Consider the following 23,973-nt stretch of genomic DNA (forward strand, 5'->3'; position numbering starts at 1 on the left):
CATTCCCACGCAGAGCGTGGGAACGATCGTGGCTCAGCGCTTGTGCAGATAAGGTGGCAGATACAGCCCAATGTAAGCGTCAAACACGCGCATCCCTTCCTCGGCCATGCGCGGCGTGATCTGCCCGTGCTGCTGCACCGAGCGCGCATAAACCCGGTCACCCAACTCCATCGCCAGGGCAAACACATCGACATCCTTCGGCAGCCTCGGCAACTCGAAGTGATGATCGAACAGCTTGTGCATCAGATCGCCCAGTTCGATGTCGTGCTGACGGTCAGCCTGGGTCACTTCGGTCAGACCATGCTGCGCGAGGATCAACTGACGCGCCGCCGCGTCTTCGTCATAGATCTCCAGCATGCGCTGCTCGACCAGTCGCGACAGATCACGCCAGTCACGCAGCGCTTCATGATCGATCGGTGCTTGCAGGCAGGCACGAAACGCCGCGTGGACATCGGCCGTCAGCGCTTCGAGCAATGCCGGGACGCTGGCGAAGAAGTGGTACACGGAGGAGGGCGGAATCTGCGCGCGCTCGGCGACGCTGTAGATCGACAGACTGGCCACACCCTCGGCGGCCAGCAATGTGCGCGCGGCGTCGAGTATCGAATCGATCCGCGCCTGACTGCGGGCACGGGGTTTGCGGACGGGGGCGGGTCGCGTCATGGAAGTCTCCTGCGGGGCAGCGGGCATTGTACGAGCCGGCTTCGGTGTTGTCTGCCGGTACGCCTTCGTCGGAACGCCGCCCGGAGCCGGCTCGCTCCCACAGGGAGGCTCTGTGGACGCAGCATTCATGTTCACTGGAGATCAACTGTGGGAGCGAGCCTGCTCGCGAACCGCCGCAGGCGGCCATAAAAAAACGCCGTTGGCTGAATCAGCCAACGGCGTTTTTCCTGAAGCTACAACCGCTTAAACGGTATGCAGATACCAGTTGTACTCAAGGTCGGAGATGGAGTGTTCGAACTCCTCCAGCTCGCTTTCCTTGCAGGCGACGAAGATATCGATGTATTTCGGATCGATGTACTTGGCCATCACCTCGCTGTCGTCCAGCTCGCGCAGGGCATCGCGCAAGTTGTTCGGCAGGCTTTGCTCGTTCTGCTCGTAGCTGTTGCCTTCGACAGGCGCGCCCGGCTCGATCTTGTTGGTCAGACCGTGGTGCACGCCCGCCAGAACCGAAGCCATCAACAGATACGGGTTGGCATCGGCACCGGCGACGCGGTGTTCGATACGCACGGCATCGGACGAACCGGTCGGTACGCGAATCGCTACGGTACGGTTGTCCAGACCCCAGCACGGCGAGTTCGGCACGTAGAACTGTGCGCCGAAACGGCGGTAGGAGTTGACGTTCGGGCAGAGGAAAGCCATCTGCGCGGGCAGGGTCTCGAGCACACCGCCGATCGCGTGACGCAGCGCGGCGTTCTGCTCGGGATCCTCGCTGGCAAAAATGTTTTTGCCTTCTTTATCCAGAATCGAGATGTGTACGTGCAGACCATTACCTGCCTGGCCAGGGTACGGCTTGGCCATGAAGGTGGTGTCCATTTCATGGTCGTAGGCAATGTTCTTGATCAGACGCTTGAGCAGTACCGCGTAGTCGCACGCCTTGATCGGGTCAGCGACGTGGTGCAGGTTCACTTCGAACTGCGCCGGGGCACTTTCCTTGACGATGGCGTCGGCCGGAATGCCTTGCTCTTTGGCACCTTCCAGAATGTCCTGGAGGCAGTCGACGTATTCGTCGAGGTCGTCGATCAGGTAGACCTGCGTCGAGTGCGGACGTTTGCCGGAGATCGGCGAGCGTGGTGGCTGAGGACGGCCGTTCACGTTTTCCTGGTCGATCAGGTAGAACTCGAGTTCGAAGGCCGCGCAGATGGTCAGGCCCAGCTCGTCAAACTTTGCAACAACCTGACGGAGGACTTCACGCGGATCGGCGAAGAAAGGGTCGCCTTCGAGTTCGTGCATGGTCATCAACAGTTGCGCGGTGGGGCGCTTCTGCCATGGCTCGTTGCACAGGGTATCGGGGATGGGATAGCAGATACGATCGGCGTCGCCGATGTCCAGGCCCAGGCCGGTGCTTTCCACCGTTGAACCGTTGATATCCAGAGCAAATAGAGAGGCCGGCAGGTTGATGCCTTTCTCGTAAACCTTGTGGAGGCTGGTGCGTTCAATGCGCTTGCCGCGCACCACACCATTCATATCCGCAATCAGAAGGTCAACGTACAGAACCTCAGGATGTTCCTTAAGGAACGCGTTCGCTTCGTTAAGCTGAACGGCACGCGGGGGTACCGACATGATGCAACACCTTTGTTGTTAAAAATATCAATCATTGATCTTTTCTGGTTTCAGTCAACCCGAACGGCCTGCCGAAGTCAAGCGAGGCCTTTTTTGCCCTAAAAAAGCGCTGTGAGGGCATTTATGGGGCATTTTTCGGCAGTTTTTAGTCCTTGGGACGCTTGGCACCCGCGGGCTTGAGCAGGCCGTGTTGTATTTTTTACGGGGGTGTTGTGTAAAAAAATGAACAAGGCTAAGCTCCGATCAAACCCATAACAGCAATAATACCGGGGTGCTTCATGTCTCGCCTGCCGTTAATCGGCATCACCGACTGCTCGCAACAGTCCGGTCTGCATGCTCATCACATCAGTGGCGACAAATCCGTCCGTAGCGCAGCCAGCAAGGCTTGCCGCTTGCCGACGATGTTCCCGTCCATGGCCGTTCAAGCGCCAGCGTCCGATATTCTGGACGTACGGGAAAGCATCCTGTTTATGGCGTCTCCTTCCACTATAGATCGCTTTCATTTCCAAAGCCTGTGCGGCTTCCTCAGCCGTGCTCATGATTCTGCACGCCTTGAGTGTGCACAGGAAATGCAACGCCAGCGTAAAGGGCAGGTAAGCTCCTCTTTCATTGTCTATGCGCGGTGCCCGGCGTAAGCCCGCACTGCGCACAAGCAAGCCCCCCTTTAACGCGACGCTCAAAGCGTCAAACTTTGCCTGACATCATGTCAGGAGACTCAGCCCAGAGGCATTTATGAGTAACAACCTCGACCAGCTCACCGATTGGTTGAAAGACCACAAGATCACAGAAGTCGAATGCATGATCGCCGACTTGACCGGGATCACCCGGGGCAAGATCTCGCCGACCAACAAGTTCATCGCCGAAAAAGGCATGCGTCTGCCCGAGAGCGTGCTGCTGCAGACCGTGACCGGCGACTACGTCGAAGACGACATCTATTACGAACTGCTCGACCCGGCCGACATCGACATGATCTGCCGCCCCGACCAGAACGCCGTGTACATGGTGCCTTGGGCCATCGAGCCGACCGCGCAGGTGATCCACGACACCTATGACAAGCAAGGCAACCCGATCGAGCTGTCGCCGCGCAACGTCCTCAAGAAAGTTCTCAAGCTCTATGCCGACAAGGGCTGGCAGCCGATCGTGGCGCCGGAAATGGAGTTCTACCTGACCAAGCGCAGCGACGACCCTGACTATCCGTTGCAGCCACCGATCGGTCGCTCGGGCCGTCCGGAAATCGGTCGTCAGTCATTCTCCATTGAAGCGGCGAACGAATTTGATCCGTTGTTCGAAGACGTCTACGACTGGTGCGAACTGCAGGAGCTGGACCTCGACACGCTGATTCACGAGGACGGCACGGCGCAGATGGAAATCAACTTCCGTCACGGCGACGCCCTGTCGCTGGCCGACCAGATTCTGGTGTTCAAACGCACCATGCGCGAAGCCGCACTCAAGCACGACGTGGCCGCGACCTTTATGGCCAAGCCGATGACCGGTGAGCCGGGAAGTGCGATGCACTTGCACCAGAGCATCATCGACATCGAGACCGGCAAGAACGTCTTCTCCAACGAAGACGGGACCATGAGCCAGTTGTTCCTGCACCACATCGGTGGTTTGCAGAAACTGATTCCTGAGTTGTTGCCGCTGTTCGCGCCGAACGTCAATTCGTTCCGCCGCTTCCTGCCGGACACCTCGGCACCGGTGAACGTCGAGTGGGGCGAAGAGAACCGCACCGTCGGCCTGCGCGTACCGGATGCCGGCCCGCAGAACCGTCGTGTTGAAAACCGTCTGCCGGGCGCCGACGCCAACCCGTATCTGGCGATCGCCGCGAGCCTGCTCTGCGGTTACATCGGCATGGTCGAAGGCCTCAACCCGAGCGCGCCAGTGGTGGGTCGTGGTTATGAACGCCGCAACCTGCGCCTGCCGCTGACCATCGAAGATGCGCTGGAGCGCATGGAAAACAGCGCCACCATCGAGAAATACCTGGGCAAAACCTTCATCACTGGCTACGTCGCGGTAAAACGGGCCGAGCATGAAAACTTCAAGCGCGTGATCAGTTCGTGGGAGCGTGAATACCTGCTCTTCGCCGTCTGATACGCCAGGCGCGGCCCTCAAAAAGCCGCGCCTTCACCGATAACAAGGAGAATTGGCATGACCAGCAACAACCCGCAAACCCGCGAGTGGCAAGCACTCAGCAATGATCACCACCTGGCGCCGTTCAGCGATTTCAAGCAGCTGAAAGAGAAAGGCCCGCGGATCATCACCAACGCCAAGGGCGTTTACCTGTGGGACAGCGAAGGCAACAAGATTCTCGACGGCATGGCCGGGCTGTGGTGCGTGGCTATCGGTTACGGTCGCGATGAGCTGGCCGATGCGGCTGCCAAACAGATGCGCGAGCTGCCGTACTACAACCTGTTCTTCCAGACCGCGCACCCGCCGGCACTGGAACTGGCCAAGGCAATTGCCGACGTGGCACCAGAAGGCATGAACCATGTGTTCTTCACCGGTTCCGGCTCCGAAGGCAACGACACCATGCTGCGTATGGTTCGCCACTACTGGGCGATCAAAGGCCAGCCGAACAAGAAAGTCATCATCAGCCGCAAGAACGGTTACCACGGTTCGACCGTCGCTGGCGCCAGCCTCGGTGGCATGACCTATATGCACGAACAAGGCGACTTGCCGATCCCGGGCATCGTTCACATCGCGCAGCCGTACTGGTTCGCCGAGGGTGGCGACATGTCCCCGGAAGAGTTCGGCATCTGGGCGGCCAATCAGCTGGAAGAGAAGATTCTCGAAGTCGGCGTCGACAACGTCGGTGCCTTTATTGCCGAGCCGATCCAGGGCGCCGGCGGCGTGATCATTCCGCCCGACAGCTACTGGCCGCGCATCAAGGAAATCCTCGCCAAGTACGACATCCTGTTCGTCGCGGACGAAGTGATCTGCGGTTTCGGCCGTACCGGTGAGTGGTTCGGTAGCGATTTCTACGACCTCAAACCCGACATGATGACCATCGCCAAAGGCCTGACCTCCGGCTACATCCCGATGGGTGGCCTGATCGTTCGCGACAGCGTTGTTGCGGTGCTCAACGAAGGTGGCGATTTCAACCACGGCTTCACTTACTCCGGTCACCCGGTGGCAGCCGCGGTGGGCCTGGAAAACATCCGCATTCTGCGCGATGAAAAAATTATCGAGAACGCGCACAACGAAACGGCACCGTATTTGCAGAAACGTCTGCGGGAACTGAACGATCACCCATTGGTGGGTGAAGTTCGCGGTGTCGGTCTGTTGGGCGCGATCGAGCTGGTGCAGGACAAGGCCACTCGCAAGCGTTACGAAGGCAAGGGTGTCGGCATGATCTGCCGCCAGTTCTGCTTCGACAATGGCCTGATCATGCGCGCTGTGGGCGACACCATGATCATCGCGCCGCCGCTGGTCATCAGCAAAGCCGAGATCGATGAGCTGGTGACCAAGGCACGCAAGTGTCTGGACCTGACCCTCAGTGCGTTGCAGGGCTAAGTGCTAGGCTCTGAGCGGGAGAGCCGCGGCGCTCTCGCTCAAAGCTGTCAGAAAGGCTGGTCTTTTCTTGAAAGACCGCCTCGGATCTTGCCAGACTAGCCGCGGTTCCAGTTGTCCGGGTTCGGCCGCTGAACAAAGTGGTTCAAAAAAGAAAAATTTGGAGCATTAACGCATGAAGGCATTAGGCAAAAAGCTCGCTGGCAAGACACTGCTCGCCATGTCCCTGATGGGAATCATGGCGGCTGCGGCTCAGGCGGACGACAAGGTGTTGCACGTCTACAACTGGTCCGACTACATCGCCCCGGACACCATCAAGAAGTTTGAAGACGAGTCGGGCATCAAAGTCGTCTACGACGTCTTCGACAGCAACGAAACCCTCGAAGCCAAACTGCTGGCTGGCAAGTCCGGCTACGACATCGTCGTACCGTCGAACAACTTCCTCGCCAAGCAGATCAAGGCCGGTGTCTACCAGAAGCTGGACAAGTCCAAGCTGCCTAACTGGAAGAACCTCAACACTGATTTGCTCAAAGCCGTGTCGGTCAGCGACCCTGGCAACGAGCACGCTTTCCCGTACATGTGGGGCTCGATCGGCATCGGTTTCAACGCCGAGAAGGTCAAGGCTGCACTGGGCGCCGATGCACCTGTCGATTCGTGGGATCTGATCTTCAAGCCGGAAAACGCGGCCAAGCTGAAATCCTGCGGCATCAGCCTGCTCGACTCGCCAACCGAGATGATCCCTGTGGCACTGCACTACCTGGGCCTGCCAACCGACAGCCAGAAGAAAGAAGACATCGACAAGGCTGAAGCGCTGATCATGAAGGTCCGTCCTTCGATCGCCTACTTCCACTCGTCCAAGTACATCTCTGATCTGGCCAACGGCAACATCTGCGTGGCCGTGGGTTACTCGGGTGACGTCTACCAGGCCAAGTCGCGCGCGGCTGAAGCCGGTGACAAGGTGAAAGTCAGCTACAACATTCCGAAAGAAGGTGCCGGCAGCTTCTACGACATGGTCGCCATCCCTAAGGATGCCGAAAACGTCGAAGGCGCCTACAAGTTCATGACCTTCCTGCAGAAGCCGGAAATCATGGCGGAAATCACCAACGCCGTACGCTTCCCGAACGGTAACGCCGCTGCAACCCCACTGGTTGATAAAGATATCACCAGCGACCCGGGCGTTTACCCACCGGCTGACGTGCTGGCCAAGCTGTACGCGATTGCCGACTTGCCGGCCGCGACTCAGCGCATCCTGACCCGCAGCTGGACCAAGATCAAATCCGGTAAATAAGCCGGTTTGAAGCAGTAACCGTTGGCCGTCATGCCCTGCGCGGGCGGCCAGCGGATCAATTAAATGACAGGAAGTTTTGCAGGAACGGTTTTTCGAGGGTAAGTTGCGCGCCGGTTTTGTTGCCGGGCAGCCATCGCTGTCATGCAGCGCGGGGCAACTTGGGCCCAACTAATTTAGAGGACCTCCACTTGCCTATTTTTTCTTCTTTGCGCAAAGCCCTGCTGGCCACTGCCGGCCTGACGATTGCTGTCGGAGCCCAGGCCGCCGGTACGGTGCATATTTATAACTGGTCCGATTACATCGGCGAGACGACCCTGGCCGACTTCCAGAAAGCCACCGGAATCAAACCGGTCTACGACGTCTTCGACTCCAACGAAACCCTGGAAGGCAAGCTGCTGGCCGGACGTACTGGCTACGACGTGGTCGTGCCGTCGAACCACTTCCTCGGCAAGCAGATCAAGGCAGGCGCGTTCCAGAAGCTCGACAAGTCGCAGCTGCCGAATTATTCCAATCTCGACCCGGCGCTGCTCAAGCGTCTGGAACAGAACGATCCGGGTAACCTGTACGCAGTTCCCTACCTCTGGGGCACCAACGGCATCGGTTACAACGTCGATAAAGTGAAGGCTGTGCTGGGTGTCGACAAGATCGATTCGTGGGGTGTGCTGTTCGAGCCGGAGAACATCAAGAAGCTGCAAAGCTGCGGCGTGGCATTCCTCGATTCGGCTGATGAAATGATGCCGACCGTGCTCAACTATCTGGGCCTGAATGCCAACAGCACCAATCCGAAGGACTACGAGAAAGCCACCGACAAGTTGCTCGCGGTGCGTCCTTACGTGACCTACTTCCACTCCTCGAAATACATCGGTGACCTGGCCAACGGCGACATCTGCGTAGCCATCGGTTTCTCCGGCGATATCTTCCAGGCGAAGAACCGCGCAGCGGAAGCCAAGAAAGGCGTGAACATCGCCTACGCGGTGCCGAAAGAGGGTGGTGCGCTGTGGTTCGACATGCTGGCGATTCCGAAGGATTCGTCGAACGTGAAGGAGGCCCATGCCTTCATCAACTATCTGCTGAAACCTGAGGTGATCGCTCAGGTCAGTGATTACGTCGGTTACGCCAACCCCAACCCGGGTTCGGACAAGTTGATGGAACAATCCATCCGCACCGATGCGTCGGTGTATCCGCCGCAGGCCGTTATCGACAAGGCCTATGTGTCGATCGAGTTGCCACCGAACATTCAGCGCCTGATGACCCGCAGCTGGACCAAGGTCAAGTCGGGGATGTAAGGCACACACCATCCTGGGTTCGCCTTGCGGGGCGAACTGCATTGTTTTTTTCTGGGAGTTTCGTAAATGGCAGTTGCCTCCGGCGCCTATAAGAAAGCCCTCGAGGGCGACCAGACACCGAAACAGGTGTTGGTCAAAATCGACCGGGTCACGAAGAAGTTCGACGAGACGATTGCCGTGGACGATGTGTCCCTGGAAATCAAGAAGGGCGAGATCTTCGCCCTGCTCGGCGGTTCGGGATCGGGCAAATCTACCTTGCTGCGGATGCTGGCAGGGTTCGAACGGCCCACGGAGGGGCGCATTTTTCTCGACGGCGTCGACATTACCGACATGCCGCCGTACGAACGTCCGATCAACATGATGTTTCAGTCGTACGCCTTGTTTCCGCACATGACCGTGGCGCAGAACATCGCTTTCGGCCTCAAGCAGGACAAGATCCCGGCGGCTGAAGTCGATGCCCGCGTGGCCGAGATGCTCAAGCTGGTGCAGATGAGCCAGTACGCCAAGCGCAAGCCGCATCAACTGTCTGGCGGTCAGCGTCAGCGTGTGGCGCTGGCGCGTTCGCTGGCCAAGCGGCCGAAGCTGTTGCTGCTCGATGAGCCGATGGGCGCACTGGACAAGAAACTGCGTTCGCAGATGCAACTGGAGCTGGTGGAAATCATTGAGCGCGTCGGTGTGACCTGCGTAATGGTGACGCACGACCAGGAAGAGGCCATGACCATGGCCGAGCGCATCGCGATCATGCACCTTGGCTGGATTGCGCAGATCGGCAGCCCGATCGACATCTACGAAACCCCGACCAGCCGTCTGGTCTGCGAATTCATCGGCAACGTCAACATCTTCGAAGGCGAAGTGATCGACGACGCCGAAGGCCACGCGACCATCACCTGCAAGGACCTCGACCGGCAGATCTACGTCGGCCACGGCATCAGCACCTCGGTACAGGACAAATCGGTGACTTACGCGATTCGTCCGGAGAAGCTGCTGGTCACCGCCGATCAACCGACCTGCGAGTACAACTGGTCGAGCGGCAAGGTGCACGACATCGCGTATCTGGGCGGTCACTCGGTGTTCTACGTTGAATTGCCGAGCGGCAAACTGGTGCAGTCGTTCGTCGCCAACGCCGAACGTCGCGGCGCACGTCCGACCTGGGGCGATCAAGTCTACGTGTGGTGGGAAGACGACAGCGGCGTGGTACTTCGCTCATGAACATGCGCAAATTCAAACGTCGCATCAACCGAATAATCCCCAATGGCCGGCAGTTGGTCATCGGGGTCCCGTTCATCTGGCTGTTCCTGTTCTTCATGCTGCCGTTCTTCATCGTCCTGAAGATCAGCTTCGCCGAAGCCGACGTGGCCATCCCGCCGTACACCGAGATCTACACGTACGCCGAGCAGAAGCTGCAACTGCTGCTGAACCTGGGCAACTACGCGATGCTGGCGGGCGACGAGTTGTACATCGCCGCATACCTCGGCTCGCTGAAGATGGCGTTTTTCAGCACGCTGTTGTGCCTGTTGATCGGCTACCCGATGGCCTACGCCATCGCCACCGCCCGTAAAGAGATGCAAACGGTGCTGGTGCTGCTGATCATGATGCCGACCTGGACCGCGATCCTGATCCGCGTTTACGCGTGGATGGGCATCCTCAGCAACAACGGTCTGCTCAACGGTTTCCTGATGAGCATGGGCTTCATTGATGAGCCTTTGCAGATCCTCAACACCAACCTGGCGGTGTACATCGGTGTCGTTTACTCGTACCTGCCGTTCATGATCCTGCCGCTGTACGCCAACCTTGTGAAGCACGATCACAGTCTGCTGGAAGCAGCCTCCGACCTCGGTTCGAGCACCTTCAACAGCTTCTGGAAAATCACCATTCCGCTGTCCAAGAACGGGATCATTGCCGGCTGCATGCTGGTGTTCATCCCGGTGGTCGGCGAGTTCGTGATCCCGGAACTGCTCGGCGGTCCGGAAACCCTGATGATCGGTAAAGTGCTCTGGCAAGAGTTCTTCAACAACCGTGACTGGCCGGTAGCGTCTGCGCTGGCGGTGGTGATGCTGGCGATCCTGATTGTGCCGATCATTCTGTTCAACCGCAGTCAGGCCAAGGAAATGGAGGGTAAAGAATGAAGCGCTTCCGTTTCTCCAGCCTGATGCTGGTGCTGGGCCTGTTGTTCATCTACCTGCCGATGCTGATCCTGGTGATCTATTCGTTCAACGCCTCGAAACTGGTGACGGTGTGGGGCGGCTGGTCGATCAAGTGGTACGTCGGCCTGCTCGACAACACCCAGTTGATGGGCTCGGTGCTGCGCTCGCTGGAAATCGCCTGCTACACCGCGGTTGCCGCGGTGGCGCTGGGCACGCTGGCAGCGTTTGTGCTGACGCGTATCACCCGTTTCAAGGGCCGCACGCTGTTCGGCGGCCTGGTGACGGCGCCATTGGTAATGCCGGAAGTGATCACCGGTCTGTCGCTGTTGCTGCTGTTCGTGGCCATGGCGCAGATGATCGGCTGGCCGCAGGAACGTGGCATCGTCACCATCTGGATCGCTCATACCACTTTCTGTGCGGCGTATGTGGCGGTGGTGGTGTCGGCGCGTCTGCGTGAGCTGGACCTGTCGATCGAAGAAGCGGCGATGGACCTCGGGGCGCGGCCGTGGAAGGTGTTCTTCCTGATCACCATCCCGATGATCGCGCCATCGCTGGCGGCGGGCGGCATGATGTCGTTCGCGCTGTCGCTGGATGATCTGGTACTGGCGAGCTTCGTGTCGGGCCCGGGTTCGACGACCCTGCCGATGGAAGTGTTCTCGGCGGTGCGTCTGGGCGTGAAGCCTGAGATCAACGCCGTGGCCAGCCTGATTCTGCTGGCCGTGTCGCTGGTGACCTTCATGGTCTGGTTCTTCAGCCGCCGTGCCGAAGAAGCGCGCAAGAAGGCCGTTCAGCAAGCCATCGAAGAAGGTGCTGCCGACTCTTGGAAACAGCCGGATGTGCGCCGCGCGCCGGCGCCGGAAGTGGCGTAGGCAATATCGGGTTGGTCGCTTTCTCAAGACCAGCCCGGATCCCGATGTGGGAGCGAGCCTGCTCGCGAAGACGGAGTGTCAGTCGACTCAAATGTTGGCTGACACACCGCTTTCGCGAGCAGGCTCGCTCCCACATTTGGTTTTAGGCAGTCCAAGGAGATTGGCGGATGACTTCAACAAAGTTCATCGGCCTGAACCCCGGCTCCTGATCCTTCAGCACATCGGTCTTCACGTTGCCAAACGTGGTCTGCGGACGATGGCGCAAGCCATCGGCAAACGCGCAGATGATGCATTCCTTGAAGCCTTCCCCACGCGGGTGCGCATGCACCACCGCTTCACGCTGCACGGTGCTGAACGCCGCGTAATCCATCCCCAGCACATCCATCTCGACACCAGCCGTCACCAGCGCTACGGTCGGACGCAGATGCTTCGGCACGCCCGGCGTGGTGTGCAAGGCAATCGACAGCCAGACCTGTTCGATGTCGTCATCGCTCAAGCCATACGGCTTGAGAAACGCTGCTGCCGCGTTCGCGCCGTCGACTTCAAAACGCTCGTCATCACTGCGATGACCTTCGACCAGACCGAGGTCATGGAACATTGCGCCGACGTATAACAGCTCCGGGTTGTAGGCCAGTTGTTGGCGCTCACCGCTCAATGCGCCGAACAGGAATACCCGACGCGAGTGGTGGTAGAGCAGGTCGGACTCGATGTCGCGGATGTACTCGGTGGTGGCCCGGGCGAGGGCACTGTCAGGGATTTTGATGCCGGCGATGGTGCTGCTCATAACGGTTTCCTCGTCGAAAACGCCGTCGTGGCGCTGATGGGGAAAGTCTGTGCCCGAGGCTGAAACCGGACAATCGATCCATGGCTGCGATCCTTGCCAATCCACCTGCAAATCGTGCCAACTCCGCTCAGAGACCCAAAGGAGCTTTGCCGCCATGAGCAAAACCGTCGCCATTGTGGTGTTCGCAGGTGTGCAGTCGCTGGATGTCAGCGGCCCGATGGATGTGTTCGCCGAGGCCAACCGCTTCCTGGCGCCCGAGGATCACTATCGGCTTGAGGTGATTGGCGTCGAGCACGGCCCGATGGCCTGTTCCAACGGTTTGACCCTGAATGCCCATCGGCATTTCAGCGAAGCACTCGACGCCTATGACCTGCTGCTGGTTGCCGGAGGTCCGCAATTGCCGTTCATGGACTTTGGCGCGATGTTCGATGATTGGCTGCGCGAGGCCTGTTCACGCTCGCAGCGCTTCGGCTCGATCTGCAACGGCGCGTTCATGCTCGCGCGCGCCGGAATGCTGGAAGGGCGCACGGTCACCACGCACTGGAACGATGCCGCGGCGTTGGCGCAGTTGTGTTCGTCAACGCGGGTTGAAGCGGATCGCCTGTACGTTGAGGACGGCACGCTCTACACCTCGGCCGGGGTGACGGCGGGGATTGATCTGTCGCTGTATCTGCTGGCCCGTGATCACGGTGCCGAAGTGGCGTTAAGCGTAGCCAAACGGCTGGTGGTGTTTACGCAGCGTTCCGGTGGGCAGTCGCAGTTCAGTCCGTTCCTCACGCCCCATGCGGAGCCGACATCGGCGGTGGCAATGGTGCAGTTGTATGTATTGGCCAATCTCACCGGCGATCTGACGATTGCCGATCTGGCCAATGCGGCGAACATGAGTGCGCGTAATTTCTCGCGGGTGTTTGCCCGGGAGGCGAAAGTCACGCCGGCGGAGTTTGTCGAGCGGGCGCGGGTGGATGCGGCGCGGGTGCTGCTGGAAAGCACGGCGGCGCCATTGAAGACGGTGGCGTATCAGTGCGGGTTTCGCGATGCGCAGCATATGCGCGGGGTGTTCAACCGGCGGTTGGGGGTGACGCCGCAGCAGTTTCGGCTGAATTTTGCGGTGTTGCTCTAACCCTCACCCCAGCCCTCTCCCAGAGGGAGAGGGGGCCGATTGGGGGATATTGGGGAGATACGCCGACGTGATGTTGCTGTACCGAATCAATAATCGACTCGATCTCTCAGGTCGGTGCATAGCGAAAGACACCTCGGTCAGTCCCCTCTCCCTCTGGGAGAGGGCTAGGGTGAGGGGCTTTTAGGGCGCTGCCCGCATCGGCAACAGCTTCAACGTACTGCGTGTATTCGCCGTCACCTCTTCAGCATTGAAATGCGCCTGCACATAAATCCCGTCGACATACGCCTCAGCCTGATCGTCATAGTGGCTATCAAACGGCACACCACTCTGCCCGACCGGGTTGATCGTCAAGCCATGCGCCGGATCAGCAAAATCCACCAGCCGCCGCGTCGAGGGCCCGTAGGTCACCGGCCACGGCGCCGGGCCGATCCGTGCGGAAAGGTTGTTCGGCACCTCATGACTGCCCGGCGCCGCAAACGGTCCGACGTTGAAAATGCGGTCCAGTGGCTTCTGCTGCCCCAGCGGATGCCCGTGAGTCAGCGTGTGCGCGGTCCCCCATTTCCAGCCAGTAACATCGTCGCCAAGCGTAAGCTTCAGATGCGCCATGCTCGCCTGCCATGCCGTGCGCACGACGTCAGCGCGAGTTTCTTTAGCCGGCGTGCTGCGGTTATCCCACCACGGAGAATCCGCATTCGCCGCCAGCTTCGGCAGCGCCGCATCGATCACTCGCGTCGACAGCAATGTCTCGAAGAAATCATTGCCCAACTCATCACGCATCGCCGCATCGGCCAGGTCATAGAGGAACTGGTTGAACACCGTCGCATTAACCGAATCCAGCGGATAGTCGCCCGGCCACTGCGCCAGTTGCTCGACCAGTTTCAGTTGCGCCGGATCGCTGACCACCTCACGTAGCACCGGTAGCAATGGCGCCAGCAATCGCGGGCCATAACCGGTCGCCGTGCCCAGTTGCAGTTTCTGGTTGGCCTCGTTGGTCCACTTCACGCTCTTGTCGCTGAGCTGGCGATTGAGTTGCTGGCCGCGATCGGCGAGGTTGTAGTAACCGGGAATCTCCATGCCGGTCGGCGACAGCGGCTGGAAGTTGGCCGAGACGATGTAGCCGCGTGCCGGGTTCTCTTCCTGCGGGTTGGCGCTGAACGGGTAGAAACCGTCCTTGTCGGCCTGATTGCTGCTGCCGTCGAGAATGAATTCCGGCCTCACCCCGGCCGGACGCTTGGGCAGCAACGCCGAAGCCCACCAGGCGATATCGCCTTTGGCGTTGGCGTAGACGAGGTTCAGCCCCGGTGCCTGCACCTTGGCTGCGGCGGCGCGGGCCTTGGCCAGGGTGTCGGCGCGGTTGAGCTGGTAGAAGCCTTCGAGGATCGGGTTCGGCGTTTCGAGAAACGCCCACCACATGGCGATCGGCGTCTTGCCGGCGGCGGTGCCGAGCGCATCGTTGACGATCGGTCCGTGGGGCGATTGGCGCAGGGTCAGGGTCACTGGCGACTGCCCCTTCACGTTGATCTGCTGCTCGGTCACGACCATGTCGGTCCACTGGCCGCGATACCAGACCTGATTCGGATTGTCCGGGTTGATCTTCTCGGCGATCAGATCCAGATCGTCGTTCTGGAACATGGTCAGGCTCCAGCCGAAGTCGAGGTTGTGCCCCAGAAACGCAAACGGCACCAGCGCCTGATGATGGCCGTACAGTTCAAAGCCCGGCGCCGACAATTGCGCCTCGTACCACACCGACGGCACCGAGAAGCGAATATGCGGGTCACCGGCCAGCAGCGGCTTGCCGCTCTGGCTGCGGCTGCCGGCAATCACCCAGGCGTTGCTGCCTTCGAACTGCGGCAGGCCATTGTCGATCAGCGCTTGTTCGCTGAGGCGGGCGAGGGCATTGACGTCTTTCCAGTCGCCGGCGGCGAGGGCCGGCGCTGGCTTGGCGTGACGGTTGGCCAGCACACCATTGGGCTGCCAGTCGAGATCGAAGACCTTGAGGTAATCGGCGCCCAGTTGATCACGCACATAAGTCAGCAGCGGCTCGGTGCGAAACGCCGCCGCAAAGCTATAGGCCATGTAGCCGGCGACGCTGATGCTGTCTTCCGCCGTGAACGGCCGTTTGGGGATGCCCAGCACGTCGAACTCGATCGGTGCGGCGTGAGTGTCCTGATATTGGTTGATGCCATCCAGATAGGCTTGCAGGCCCTTCCACGCCGGTGACTGTTTATCGAGACTGGCGACATAACTGGCGGCGCGCTCGCGGATGCGCAGGCTGCGGAACAGTTTGTCGGTGTCGAGCAGTTTCGGCCCGAGCACTTCGGCCAGTTCGCCCCGGGCGAGGCGGCGCATGGCTTCCATCTGGAACAGCCGGTCCTGGGCATGCACATAACCGAGGGCGCGATAGAGGTCGGTTTCGTTCTCGGCGCGAATGTGCGGCACACCGCGCTCGTCGTAGCGCACGGTCACCGAACCTTGCAGATTGCGCAGTTCGACCTGGCCCTGGCGCGTCGGTTGTTTGCTGTAGACATACCAGCCGACGCCGGCAAGCAGAACAACGATGAGCAAGCCAATTACGGTGAACACGCGCTTCATGGTGACTCCTTGTGCATGCGGGATTGCCGCCCGTCGGGCTGCAAACAATTAGCACAGACCCTCCGGCCCGTGCAGCGCTGTCCTTGAAAAGTCCGGAATGCCTTACTGCGCCTCCACCGGCCACGGGCAGTAACACCCGACCGCCAGGGTGTGCGTGGCATTGACCGGGCGATCTTCCGTCAGAGCATTCAAAATCGGTTCGATAAAGCTGTTGCTGGAGTTGCAGGTCAGGCCTTCGCTGTACGGGCCGAAGTACGCCAGTTTGCCGCTGCGGTCCCAGATCGCCACGGCGGGGCTGGCCGGCACCCGTTCGGAGCCGGGCAATATCGTGATGGTTTTCAGGCTGCTGAGGGTCGCGGGCAACTGGCCGTGGCTGCCGGTTTTTTGCACGGCGAAGAACTCCACGCCTTTGGCGCCGAACTGCTCGACCATCTCGGTCAGATGCTGTTGGTTGCCGACATTGCACGGGCAAGCCGGGTCCCAGAAGTGCACCAGACGAATCTTGCCGGGGCCAGCGAGATTGTCAGGAAGGCGCAGCGGATCACCGGAAAACACCGCTGTGTGTTCGCTGAATGCGCGCAGATAACGCCCTTGAAACCAGTCATACGCGGCCCACAGCACCCCGGCGCAGATCAGCGCGAGCAGGCTGGCAAACAGTGCGGTGCGGTAGGGCGAACGCATGGATTTGGTTCCTCAGAGGCGGGCTAGCTTGCCATGTCTGCCACGACAGATGAATATCGCAGGCCGATAAAGTCTGTTTACCGTTTTGGAATTGCCTTATGTCTGCCACTTTCGACCCCGATCAAATCCGCGCCAGCCTCAAGCCTTTGGCCGAGTGGCAGCCGTTGTCGGACGAGGCGAAGGCGTACCAGCAGTTTTATCAAACCGATTTTCCCCATCGCGATGTCTGGCGTGGCATGGGCCGTTTCGACGTCGACGGTTATGAGCTGGTCAGCCATTGCTGGTGGCCGGAGAAGGTCAAGGCGACGCTGTTCCTGCTGCACGGTTACTACGATCACGTCGGACTCTACCGGCATGTGATCGAGTGGGCGCTGGACCAGGACTTTGTGGTGATCGCCTGTGACTTGCCGGGCCATGGCCTGTCGAGCGGGCCGCGCGCGAGCATTCGCGATTTCTCTGAATACCAGGACGTCCTGCAAGCCTTGTTTGCCGAGGCGCAGTCGATCGCGCTGCCGCAGCCGTGGCATCTGTGCGGGCAGAGCACCGGCGGGGCGATTGTGGTCGATCACCTGCTCAACCATGCTGAAAACAGCCCGGCGCAGGGTCAGGTGATTTTGATGGCGCCACTGGTTCGGCCGCGAGCGTGGGGCTGGTCGCAACTGAGCTATTACCTGCTCAGGCCTTTCGTCCGGGGTGTTGCGCGACGCTTCAGCGAGAATTCCAACGATCCGGCTTTCCTGCCGTTTCTGCAGGCCGATCCGTTGCAACCACGGCGCTTGCCGACGAAGTGGGTGGGCGCACTGTCACGCTGGATCATCCGCGTCGAGCACGCGAAAAAAAGTCCGCGACGGCCGTTGATCATTCAGGGGCAGGCGGACATGACCGTCGACTGGCAGCACAATTTGCAGGTGATGAAGTGGAAGTTCGACCGGCCGCAGATTTTGCTGCTGGCCGAGGCGCGACATCATCTGGCGAATGAGACGGCGGAGATGCGCGAGGAGTATTTCGAGTTTCTGAGCAAGCGGATCAGGGGCAGGAATCCGTAGCGTCTGTGAGGGCCTCTTCGCGAGCAGGCTCGCTCCCACAGGGGATTGGGGATGTTCACAAATTTTGGTTCGCTGAAGATCCAGATGTGGGAGCGAGCCTGCTCGCGAAGGCGATCGGTCAGGCGCTAAAGATCATTGGCCGACCGCCAACCCCGCGCGAATCGCCGCCAAAGCCGCCTGGTAATACGCCTTGCCCTCAGCCGATTCAGCAAACGTCGCAAACTCTTCCAGCTCTTCATCCGACAAATCGCGATAGACATAGAGCAACGTGTTGTTCATGTCCGCGCCGATCTGATCCATCAAGCGCTGGCGCTGACCATTCAACATGCCCTGCGCCTGACCGCCACCGAGCAATCCCGGAATCATCGAACTCAAACTGTCCGCCGCTACACCTGCAATCGCCAGGCTGACTTCGGCGCCGGCTTCACGGGCAGGCAAGGCTTGCGCGAGATGGCCGATGATCAGCAGACGGCTGTCGCTGGCCTGCATCTTCGGCAGGCCCTTGGCATTTTTCGCCAGTTGATCGCGACGGGTTGCGAGCAATTCAGCCGCGACAATTTTCTTGCCCAGTGGCGATTGAAAGAAGGTCAGTGCCGGTTTCGGATCGGCGAGTTTCTGCCGCAGTTGTGCTTCGGCACGTTGATCCACGGCCTGCGGGGCAAAGCGCTGGTTGCTGTTGTTGACCAACGCTTGAAAGACGGCGGGTGGCAGGCTGTTCTGGTAGCGCTGCTGCGCAGCTGTCAGGGCATCGTTGAAATGCGCACGTTGATCTGGCCAGCCGGCGACCTTGTACAACTGATCGTGGCCGTCCGCCCAGGCGGGCAACACGCAGAACATCAACAGTGAAAAAAGCAAACGGCGCATAGGGACTCCTGTCAGCAGCGGACTATTCTCCGTGCGGTGCCGGTACTTGTCGAGAATTCGTATCAAGCCGCCGCGTGGCTCTGTCGGATTTCTTGCCGCCGACATACTATGCGCGCCATGCAAATATCCTCTGAACACCCACTGCTGTTACGCATTGTCGACGACCTGGCGGAACACGGCTGGTCGCAGCAGAACATATTCCTGCCCGCCGGTTTGACCCGCGAGCTGGCGGCCGAGTGCCGCAAACGTGAAGCCGAGGGAGAGCTGGCGCCAGCGGCGGTGGGGCGTGGGCCGTTCTCGGAGATCCGCGAGGGGATTCGTGGCGACCACATTCAGTGGATCGATCCGGGGCAGGCCGAGGCCAGCGACCGCTATCTGAACCTGATGGAGAGCCTGCGCGAGGCGCTCAACCGTGGCTTGTTCCTCGGTCTTGAGGACTTCGAATGCCATTTCGCGCTGTATCCGCCGGGTGCGTTTTATCGCCGGCATGTCGACCGTTTTCGCGATGATGACAAGCGCATGGTCTCGGTGGTGGTCTACCTCAATGATGCGTGGCTGCCGGAGGATGGCGGTCAGTTGCGCATGTATCTGAACGATGAGCGCGTGCATGACGTGCAGCCTACGGGCGGTTGTCTGGTGGTGTTTCTTTCCGGCGAAGTGCCTCATGAAGTGCTGCCGGCGAACCGCGAGCGCCTGTCGCTGACTGGCTGGTTTCGCCGCCGTGGCAACGAGCCGTTCTGAGATGGACAGGATTCTGGTCAGTCGCTGCCTGCTGGGTCATCGCGTGCGTTACGACGGTGGCGCGAGCGGGCCGTTTGATCTGCTTGAACAGTGGATTGTTGAAGGGCGGGTGGTGCCGTTGTGTCCGGAGGTGGCGGGGGGATTGCCGACGCCACGGGCGGCGGCGGAGATTCCGGGCGGGCAGGGTGGTGAGGTGCTGGATGGTGCTGCGGCGGTGATCACCACTGAGGGCGAGGATGTCAGTGCGCAGTTTCTAGAGGGGGCGCGGCAGGCGCTGGAGCTGGTGCAGAAGCACGGGATTCGTGTGGCAGTGCTCAAGGCCAGCAGTCCTTCTTGCGGGAATTTGCTGACTTACGACGGGACGTTCAGTGGCGTGAAAGTCTCCGGTGAAGGCGTAACGGCCGCATTGCTCAAGCGCCATGGTGTGCAGGTGTTCAGTGAGCTTGAACTGCCGCAGGCCGCGCTGGCCCTTGCTGCTTTGGACTGATCCGCAATCGTTGCCCTCACCCCAGCCCTCTCCCGGAGGGAGAGGGGGCCGACCGAGGTGTCCGGCGCTATTCATCGACCTGAAAGACCTTATCGACTGTGGATTCGACACAGCCATGACTGATCGACTATGGATTCAACACAGTCATGACCAGTCAATTTCGGATTCGGTACATCCATTTCCAGGTCGGCGTACCTCTAAAGCATCCCCCAATCAGTCCCCTCTCCCTCTGGGAGAGGGTTAGGGTGAGGGGCTTTTAAGGTTTCAACCACTTCTCGGTCAACGCCGCCAAACGCCCATCCGCCCTGATCCGCTGCATCGCACTCGCAAGGCTGGCCTGAAACGCCGGATTACCCTTCTGAAACGGAATCGCCAGATCCACCGGCGCCGCCGCCTTCGGCTTCTCTTCCGTCAACGCCTGCACCAGCACCATCGGCCGGGGCTGCTCATCCTTCTTTGCCAGCAACTGCGAATCGACCTTGCCGTAAGGTTCGCTGAAGTCGAAACGATCCTTGAGTTCGGGTGTCAGTGCTATGTGGTTGAGCGCGACGTCGTACTTGCCGCTTTCAACGCCCTGGAGCAGGTCGGCCTCGTCGGTGACGATGAAGTCGGCGCGCACATCCAGCTCGTTGGCCAGCAGTTGCCCAAGCTCGACCTCGAACCCCGTGAGTGTGTCGCCTTCCTTGAAATTGAAGGGCGGTGTATTAGCCTCAAGGGCAATGCGCAGCTCGCCACGGTCGTTGACGTCATCAATCAGTTCGGCGTGAGCCAGCGGGCTCAAAAGGGGTAGCAGGCAGATCAGGCCAGGCAGAAAGCGCATGGTCACTCCTTTGAAATCATTATCGCGATCCTCTGATTCAGGCTCGCTTTGCTATGGTTGTCGAGTGCCTTCGACAACGAATGGTCATGAAGTTGTCATGACCGTGCGGATTTTACGGAAAAACTGGAGAAGAAAATGAAAAGCTTTATGTCACGTGCAGCGTTCGCGGGTGTGCTGATGGGCGTTTCGGTGCTGGCCAGTGCGGCGACACCGGCCCCCAAAGGCGCCGAAGTGTTCATCGTTTCTCCCGAGGACGGGGCCACGGTTTCGCAGACCTTCACCGTCAAGTTCGGTACCAAGGACGTCGCACTGGCGCCGGCCGGTGACGTCACCAAGAACACCGGTCACCATCACCTGCTGATCGACGCCAAGGAAATTGTTCCTGCCGGTTCGGTCGTCCCTACCGATGCCAACCATATGCACTTCGGCAAGGCGCAAACCCAGGCTGACATCAAGCTCGCTCCGGGCAAACACACCTTGCAGCTGGAACTTGGCGACAGCGGTCACATGGCATTCGACCCGCCAATCGTCTCGAAGAAAATCACCATCAACGTCGAATAACCGTTTCGCCGTGCATGAAAAAGGGAGCCCGAAGGCTCCCTTTTTTGTCGCTCAGCGTTCGATCAGAACAGCACACGGCTACGGATAGTGCCGTTGATGTGCTGCAGCTTCTCTTGCGCCAGGTCCGAGTACTCGGCGTCGACGTCGATTACCACGTAGCCAACCTTCTCGTTGGTCTGCAGGAACTGACCGGAGATGTTGATGCCGTTTTCGGCGAAGACCTTGTTGATCTCGCTCATCACACCCGGGATGTTCTCGTGGATGTGCAGCAGACGGTGCTTGCCAGGGTGAGCCGGCAGGGCCACTTCCGGGAAGTTCACCGACGAAACGGAGGTACCGTTGTCGCTGTACTTGACCAGTTTTTCTGCCACTTCCAGACCGATGTTGGCTTGCGCTTCGGCGGTCGAACCACCGATGTGCGGGGTCAGGATCACGTTGTCGAGGCCACGCAGCGGGCTTTCGAACTCTTCGTCGTTGGAGCGTGGCTCCACCGGGAATACGTCGATGGCCGCGCCGATCAGGTGCTTGTCCTTGATTGCGTCCGCCAGAGCGTCCAGTTCAACCACGGTGCCACGCGCCGCGTTGATCAGGATGCCGCCCTTCTTGATGGCGCGGATTTCCTTTTCGCCGATCATCCACTGGGTCGCAGCGGTTTCCGGAACGTGCAGGGTGACGATGTCGGACATGCCCAGCAGCTCGGTCAGGCTACCGATTTGAGTGGCGTTGCCCAGCGGCAGCTTGGTCACGGTGTCGTAGAAATACACCTGCATGCCCAGACCTTCAGCCAGAACCGACAGCTGGGTACCGATCGAACCGTAGCCGACGATGCCGAGTTTCTTGCCACGGATCTCGAAGGAGTTGGCTGCGGATTTGATCCAGCCGCCACGGTGGCAGGAAGCGTTTTTCTCCGGGATGCCGCGCAGCAGCAGGATCGCTTCGGCCAGAACCAGCTCGGCAACGGAGCGGGTGTTGGAGTACGGCGCATTGAACACGGCGATACCGCGCTCGCGGGCAGCACTCAGGTCAACCTGGTTGGTGCCGATGCAGAAACAGCCGACCGCTACCAGCTTCTTCGCGTGATCGAAGATCTCTTCGGTCAGTTGGGTGCGCGAGCGAATGCCGATGAAGTGAGCGTCAGCGATCTTTTCCTTGAGCTGAGCTTCCGGCAAGGAACCTGTCAGGTATTCGATGCTGGTGTAGCCCGCCGCCTTGAGGACGTCGACAGCCGATTGGTGGACGCCTTCGAGAAGAAGGAACTTGATCTTGCTCTTATCGAGAGAAGTCTTGCTCATCTGCGTAAACCTGTATCCCGGAGAAAAATGGCAGGGAGGGGCGCAGCCTGGAGCTGACCCAAACGGCAGGAAAGCCGTTACCGCAGATCAGGCCTGGGGCACTGTCCTGCGGGGTCGATATGCTAGCATAGCCTCCCCGCTAAACACTCATTCCTGCGACGTGAAGCGTTCTCAGGATGACCATGAATTGTTCGAGAGTTCTGTCGATGACCAATCCTGCCCTGATTGATGAACTGAAGACCCTGGTCGAGCCTGGCAAGGTCCTGACCGACGCCGACTCCCTGAATGCGTACGGCAAGGATTGGACCAAGCACTTCGCCCCGGCGCCCAGCGCCATCGTGTTCCCCAAGACCATCGAGCAGGTGCAGGCCGTGGTCCGCTGGGCCAACACTCACAAGGTCGCGCTGGTGCCATCGGGCGGGCGCACCGGGCTTTCCGCTGCTGCGGTGGCGGCGAATGGCGAAGTGGTCGTCTCGTTCGACTACATGAATCAGATTCTCGACGTGAACCTCACCGACCGCACCGCCGTTTGTCAGCCGGGTGTGGTCACCGAGCATTTGCAGAACGTCGCCGAAGAGAAAGGTCTGTATTACCCGGTCGACTTTGCTTCGGCAGGTTCCAGCCAGATTGGCGGCAATATCGGCACCAATGCCGGCGGGATCAAGGTGATTCGCTACGGTATGACCCGTAACTGGGTCGCCGGCATGAAAGTTGTCACCGGCAAAGGTGATGTGCTGGAACTGAACAAAGACCTGATCAAGAACGCCACCGGTTACGACTTGCGTCAGCTGTTCATCGGCGCTGAAGGCACCCTCGGTTTCGTCGTCGAAGCGACCATGCGCCTCGATCGTGCGCCGAAAAACCTCACCGCGATGGTCCTCGGCACCGCCGATTTCGACTCGATCATGCCGGTGCTGCACGCTTTCCAGGGCAAGCTCGACCTGACCGCGTTCGAATTCTTCTCCGACAAGGCCTTGGCCAAAGTCATGGGCCGTGGCGACGTACCGGCGCCGTTCGAGACCGACTGCCCGTTCTATGCATTGCTGGAATTCGAAGCGACCACCGAAGAAGTGGCCAACAGCGCACTGGAAACCTTCGAGCATTGCGTCGAGCAGGGCTGGGTGCTGGACGGCGTGATGAGTCAGAGCGAAACCCAGCTGCAGAATCTGTGGAAACTGCGCGAGTACATCTCCGAGACCATCTCGCACTGGACGCCGTACAAGAACGACATCTCGGTCACTGTGTCGAAAGTGCCGGCGTTCCTGAAGGAAATCGACGCGATCGTCGGCGAACACTATCCGGATTTCGAAATCGTCTGGTTCGGCCACATCGGCGACGGCAACCTGCACTTGAACATCCTCAAGCCGGATAACCTGAGCAAGGACGAGTTCTTCGCCAAGTGCGCGACCGTCAACAAGTGGGTGTTCGAAACCGTCGAGAAGTACAACGGTTCGATCTCCGCCGAGCACGGCGTGGGCATGACCAAACGTGATTACTTGACCTACAGCCGCTCGCCGGTTGAGATCGAGTACATGAAAGCGGTAAAAGCGGTGTTCGACCCGAACGGCATCATGAACCCGGGCAAGATTTTCGCGGTTTGATCGGCAA

Annotated in this window: 22 protein-coding genes; 14 read left to right on the top strand and 8 right to left on the bottom strand. The window is 59.7% G+C overall.

The window, feature by feature from the left end; translation table 11 throughout:
* Positions 1–33: 33 nt before the first annotated feature.
* Positions 34–660 (bottom strand): TetR/AcrR family transcriptional regulator, encoded by a 627-nt coding sequence (locus L8H52_RS15480; RefSeq protein WP_242207741.1) that lies wholly within the window; start codon positions 658–660, stop codon positions 34–36.
* A 243-nt stretch (positions 661–903) separates the two neighbouring features.
* On the bottom strand, positions 904–2,280 hold the full coding sequence (locus L8H52_RS15485; RefSeq protein ID WP_007913842.1) for a glutamine synthetase family protein: 1,377 nt from the start codon (positions 2,278–2,280) through the stop codon (positions 904–906).
* A gap of 278 nt (positions 2,281–2,558) precedes the next feature.
* Between L8H52_RS15485 and L8H52_RS15490 the strand changes: the two genes are divergently transcribed.
* The 8 genes from L8H52_RS15490 to L8H52_RS15525 all read left to right on the top strand — a co-directional run bounded on the left by L8H52_RS15490 (position 2,559) and on the right by L8H52_RS15525 (position 11,377).
* A complete protein-coding gene (locus L8H52_RS15490; protein WP_157786257.1) occupies positions 2,559–2,915 on the top strand; it encodes a glutamine amidotransferase in 357 nt (118 codons plus the stop codon).
* Positions 2,916–3,012: 97 nt separating this feature from the next.
* Entirely contained in the window at positions 3,013–4,371 is a 1,359-nt protein-coding gene (locus L8H52_RS15495) for a glutamine synthetase family protein (protein ID WP_007913846.1), read from the top strand.
* A gap of 57 nt (positions 4,372–4,428) precedes the next feature.
* Entirely contained in the window at positions 4,429–5,793 is a 1,365-nt protein-coding gene (locus L8H52_RS15500) for an aspartate aminotransferase family protein (protein ID WP_034151967.1), read from the top strand.
* Positions 5,794–5,965: 172 nt separating this feature from the next.
* Positions 5,966–7,078 carry a polyamine ABC transporter substrate-binding protein gene (locus L8H52_RS15505; protein ID WP_242207742.1) on the top strand — a complete coding sequence of 371 codons (1,113 nt, stop codon included), beginning with the start codon at positions 5,966–5,968 and terminating at the stop codon, positions 7,076–7,078.
* 188 nt (positions 7,079–7,266) lie between these two features.
* The gene (locus tag L8H52_RS15510) at positions 7,267–8,364 is read left to right on the top strand and encodes a polyamine ABC transporter substrate-binding protein (RefSeq protein ID WP_277930413.1); all 1,098 of its coding nucleotides are present in this window, start codon (positions 7,267–7,269) and stop codon (positions 8,362–8,364) included.
* A gap of 66 nt (positions 8,365–8,430) precedes the next feature.
* Positions 8,431–9,573: a polyamine ABC transporter ATP-binding protein gene (gene potA / locus L8H52_RS15515; protein WP_007913856.1), complete on the top strand. Its 1,143-nt coding sequence runs from the start codon at positions 8,431–8,433 to the stop codon at positions 9,571–9,573.
* A 35-nt stretch (positions 9,574–9,608) separates the two neighbouring features.
* Complete coding sequence (locus L8H52_RS15520) at positions 9,609–10,490, top strand: ABC transporter permease subunit (protein WP_178087369.1); 882 nt, start codon at positions 9,609–9,611, stop codon at positions 10,488–10,490.
* Positions 10,487–11,377 (top strand): ABC transporter permease subunit, encoded by an 891-nt coding sequence (locus tag L8H52_RS15525; protein ID WP_242207743.1) that lies wholly within the window; start codon positions 10,487–10,489, stop codon positions 11,375–11,377. Before L8H52_RS15520 ends, L8H52_RS15525 begins: the two co-directional genes overlap by 4 nt.
* Before the next feature lie 142 nt (positions 11,378–11,519).
* On the opposite strand, the gene L8H52_RS15530 is transcribed toward L8H52_RS15525, so the two are convergent.
* The gene (locus L8H52_RS15530; RefSeq protein WP_242207744.1) at positions 11,520–12,161 is read right to left on the bottom strand and encodes an HD domain-containing protein; all 642 of its coding nucleotides are present in this window, start codon (positions 12,159–12,161) and stop codon (positions 11,520–11,522) included.
* A gap of 154 nt (positions 12,162–12,315) precedes the next feature.
* On the opposite strand from L8H52_RS15530, the gene L8H52_RS15535 reads away from it, so the two are divergent.
* On the top strand, positions 12,316–13,281 hold the full coding sequence (locus tag L8H52_RS15535) for a DJ-1/PfpI family protein (protein ID WP_242207745.1): 966 nt from the start codon (positions 12,316–12,318) through the stop codon (positions 13,279–13,281).
* Between the two features lie 180 nt (positions 13,282–13,461).
* On the opposite strand, the gene L8H52_RS15540 is transcribed toward L8H52_RS15535, so the two are convergent.
* Positions 13,462–15,873, bottom strand: coding sequence for a penicillin acylase family protein (locus L8H52_RS15540; RefSeq protein WP_242207746.1), 2,412 nt, complete (start codon positions 15,871–15,873; stop codon positions 13,462–13,464).
* A 102-nt stretch (positions 15,874–15,975) separates the two neighbouring features.
* Positions 15,976–16,554, bottom strand: coding sequence for a DUF6436 domain-containing protein (locus tag L8H52_RS15545; protein WP_242207747.1), 579 nt, complete (start codon positions 16,552–16,554; stop codon positions 15,976–15,978).
* Positions 16,555–16,652: 98 nt separating this feature from the next.
* Between L8H52_RS15545 and L8H52_RS15550 the strand changes: the two genes are divergently transcribed.
* Positions 16,653–17,600 (top strand): alpha/beta hydrolase, encoded by a 948-nt coding sequence (locus L8H52_RS15550; protein WP_242207748.1) that lies wholly within the window; start codon positions 16,653–16,655, stop codon positions 17,598–17,600.
* 132 nt (positions 17,601–17,732) lie between these two features.
* On the opposite strand, the gene L8H52_RS15555 is transcribed toward L8H52_RS15550, so the two are convergent.
* A complete protein-coding gene (locus tag L8H52_RS15555; protein WP_122604472.1) occupies positions 17,733–18,464 on the bottom strand; it encodes a DUF2059 domain-containing protein in 732 nt (243 codons plus the stop codon).
* A 108-nt stretch (positions 18,465–18,572) separates the two neighbouring features.
* Between L8H52_RS15555 and L8H52_RS15560 the strand changes: the two genes are divergently transcribed.
* Positions 18,573–19,205 (top strand): 2OG-Fe(II) oxygenase, encoded by a 633-nt coding sequence (locus L8H52_RS15560; RefSeq protein ID WP_007913869.1) that lies wholly within the window; start codon positions 18,573–18,575, stop codon positions 19,203–19,205.
* Between the two features lies 1 nt (position 19,206).
* The gene (locus L8H52_RS15565; RefSeq protein WP_242207749.1) at positions 19,207–19,692 is read left to right on the top strand and encodes a DUF523 domain-containing protein; all 486 of its coding nucleotides are present in this window, start codon (positions 19,207–19,209) and stop codon (positions 19,690–19,692) included.
* A 256-nt stretch (positions 19,693–19,948) separates the two neighbouring features.
* Here L8H52_RS15565 and L8H52_RS15570 read toward each other — a convergent pair whose 3' ends face one another.
* Positions 19,949–20,512 (bottom strand): transporter substrate-binding domain-containing protein, encoded by a 564-nt coding sequence (locus L8H52_RS15570; protein ID WP_034151954.1) that lies wholly within the window; start codon positions 20,510–20,512, stop codon positions 19,949–19,951.
* Between the two features lie 135 nt (positions 20,513–20,647).
* Here L8H52_RS15570 and L8H52_RS15575 point away from each other — a divergent pair, with 135 nt between their 5' ends.
* Entirely contained in the window at positions 20,648–21,073 is a 426-nt protein-coding gene (locus L8H52_RS15575) for a DUF4399 domain-containing protein (protein WP_102901377.1), read from the top strand.
* Between the two features lie 62 nt (positions 21,074–21,135).
* Here the strand turns inward: L8H52_RS15575 and serA are convergent, their stop codons facing one another.
* Positions 21,136–22,365, bottom strand: a complete 1,230-nt coding sequence (gene serA / locus L8H52_RS15580; protein ID WP_008085296.1) for a phosphoglycerate dehydrogenase — start codon at positions 22,363–22,365, stop codon at positions 21,136–21,138.
* 206 nt (positions 22,366–22,571) lie between these two features.
* Here serA and L8H52_RS15585 point away from each other — a divergent pair, with 206 nt between their 5' ends.
* Positions 22,572–23,966 carry an FAD-binding oxidoreductase gene (locus L8H52_RS15585; protein WP_064116316.1) on the top strand — a complete coding sequence of 465 codons (1,395 nt, stop codon included), beginning with the start codon at positions 22,572–22,574 and terminating at the stop codon, positions 23,964–23,966.
* Positions 23,967–23,973 lie beyond the last annotated feature (7 nt).

It is taken from the genome of Pseudomonas sp. CROZ-RG-20F-R04-15 (assembly GCF_022662375.1).
Classification (GTDB): Bacteria; Pseudomonadota; Gammaproteobacteria; order Pseudomonadales; family Pseudomonadaceae; genus Aquipseudomonas.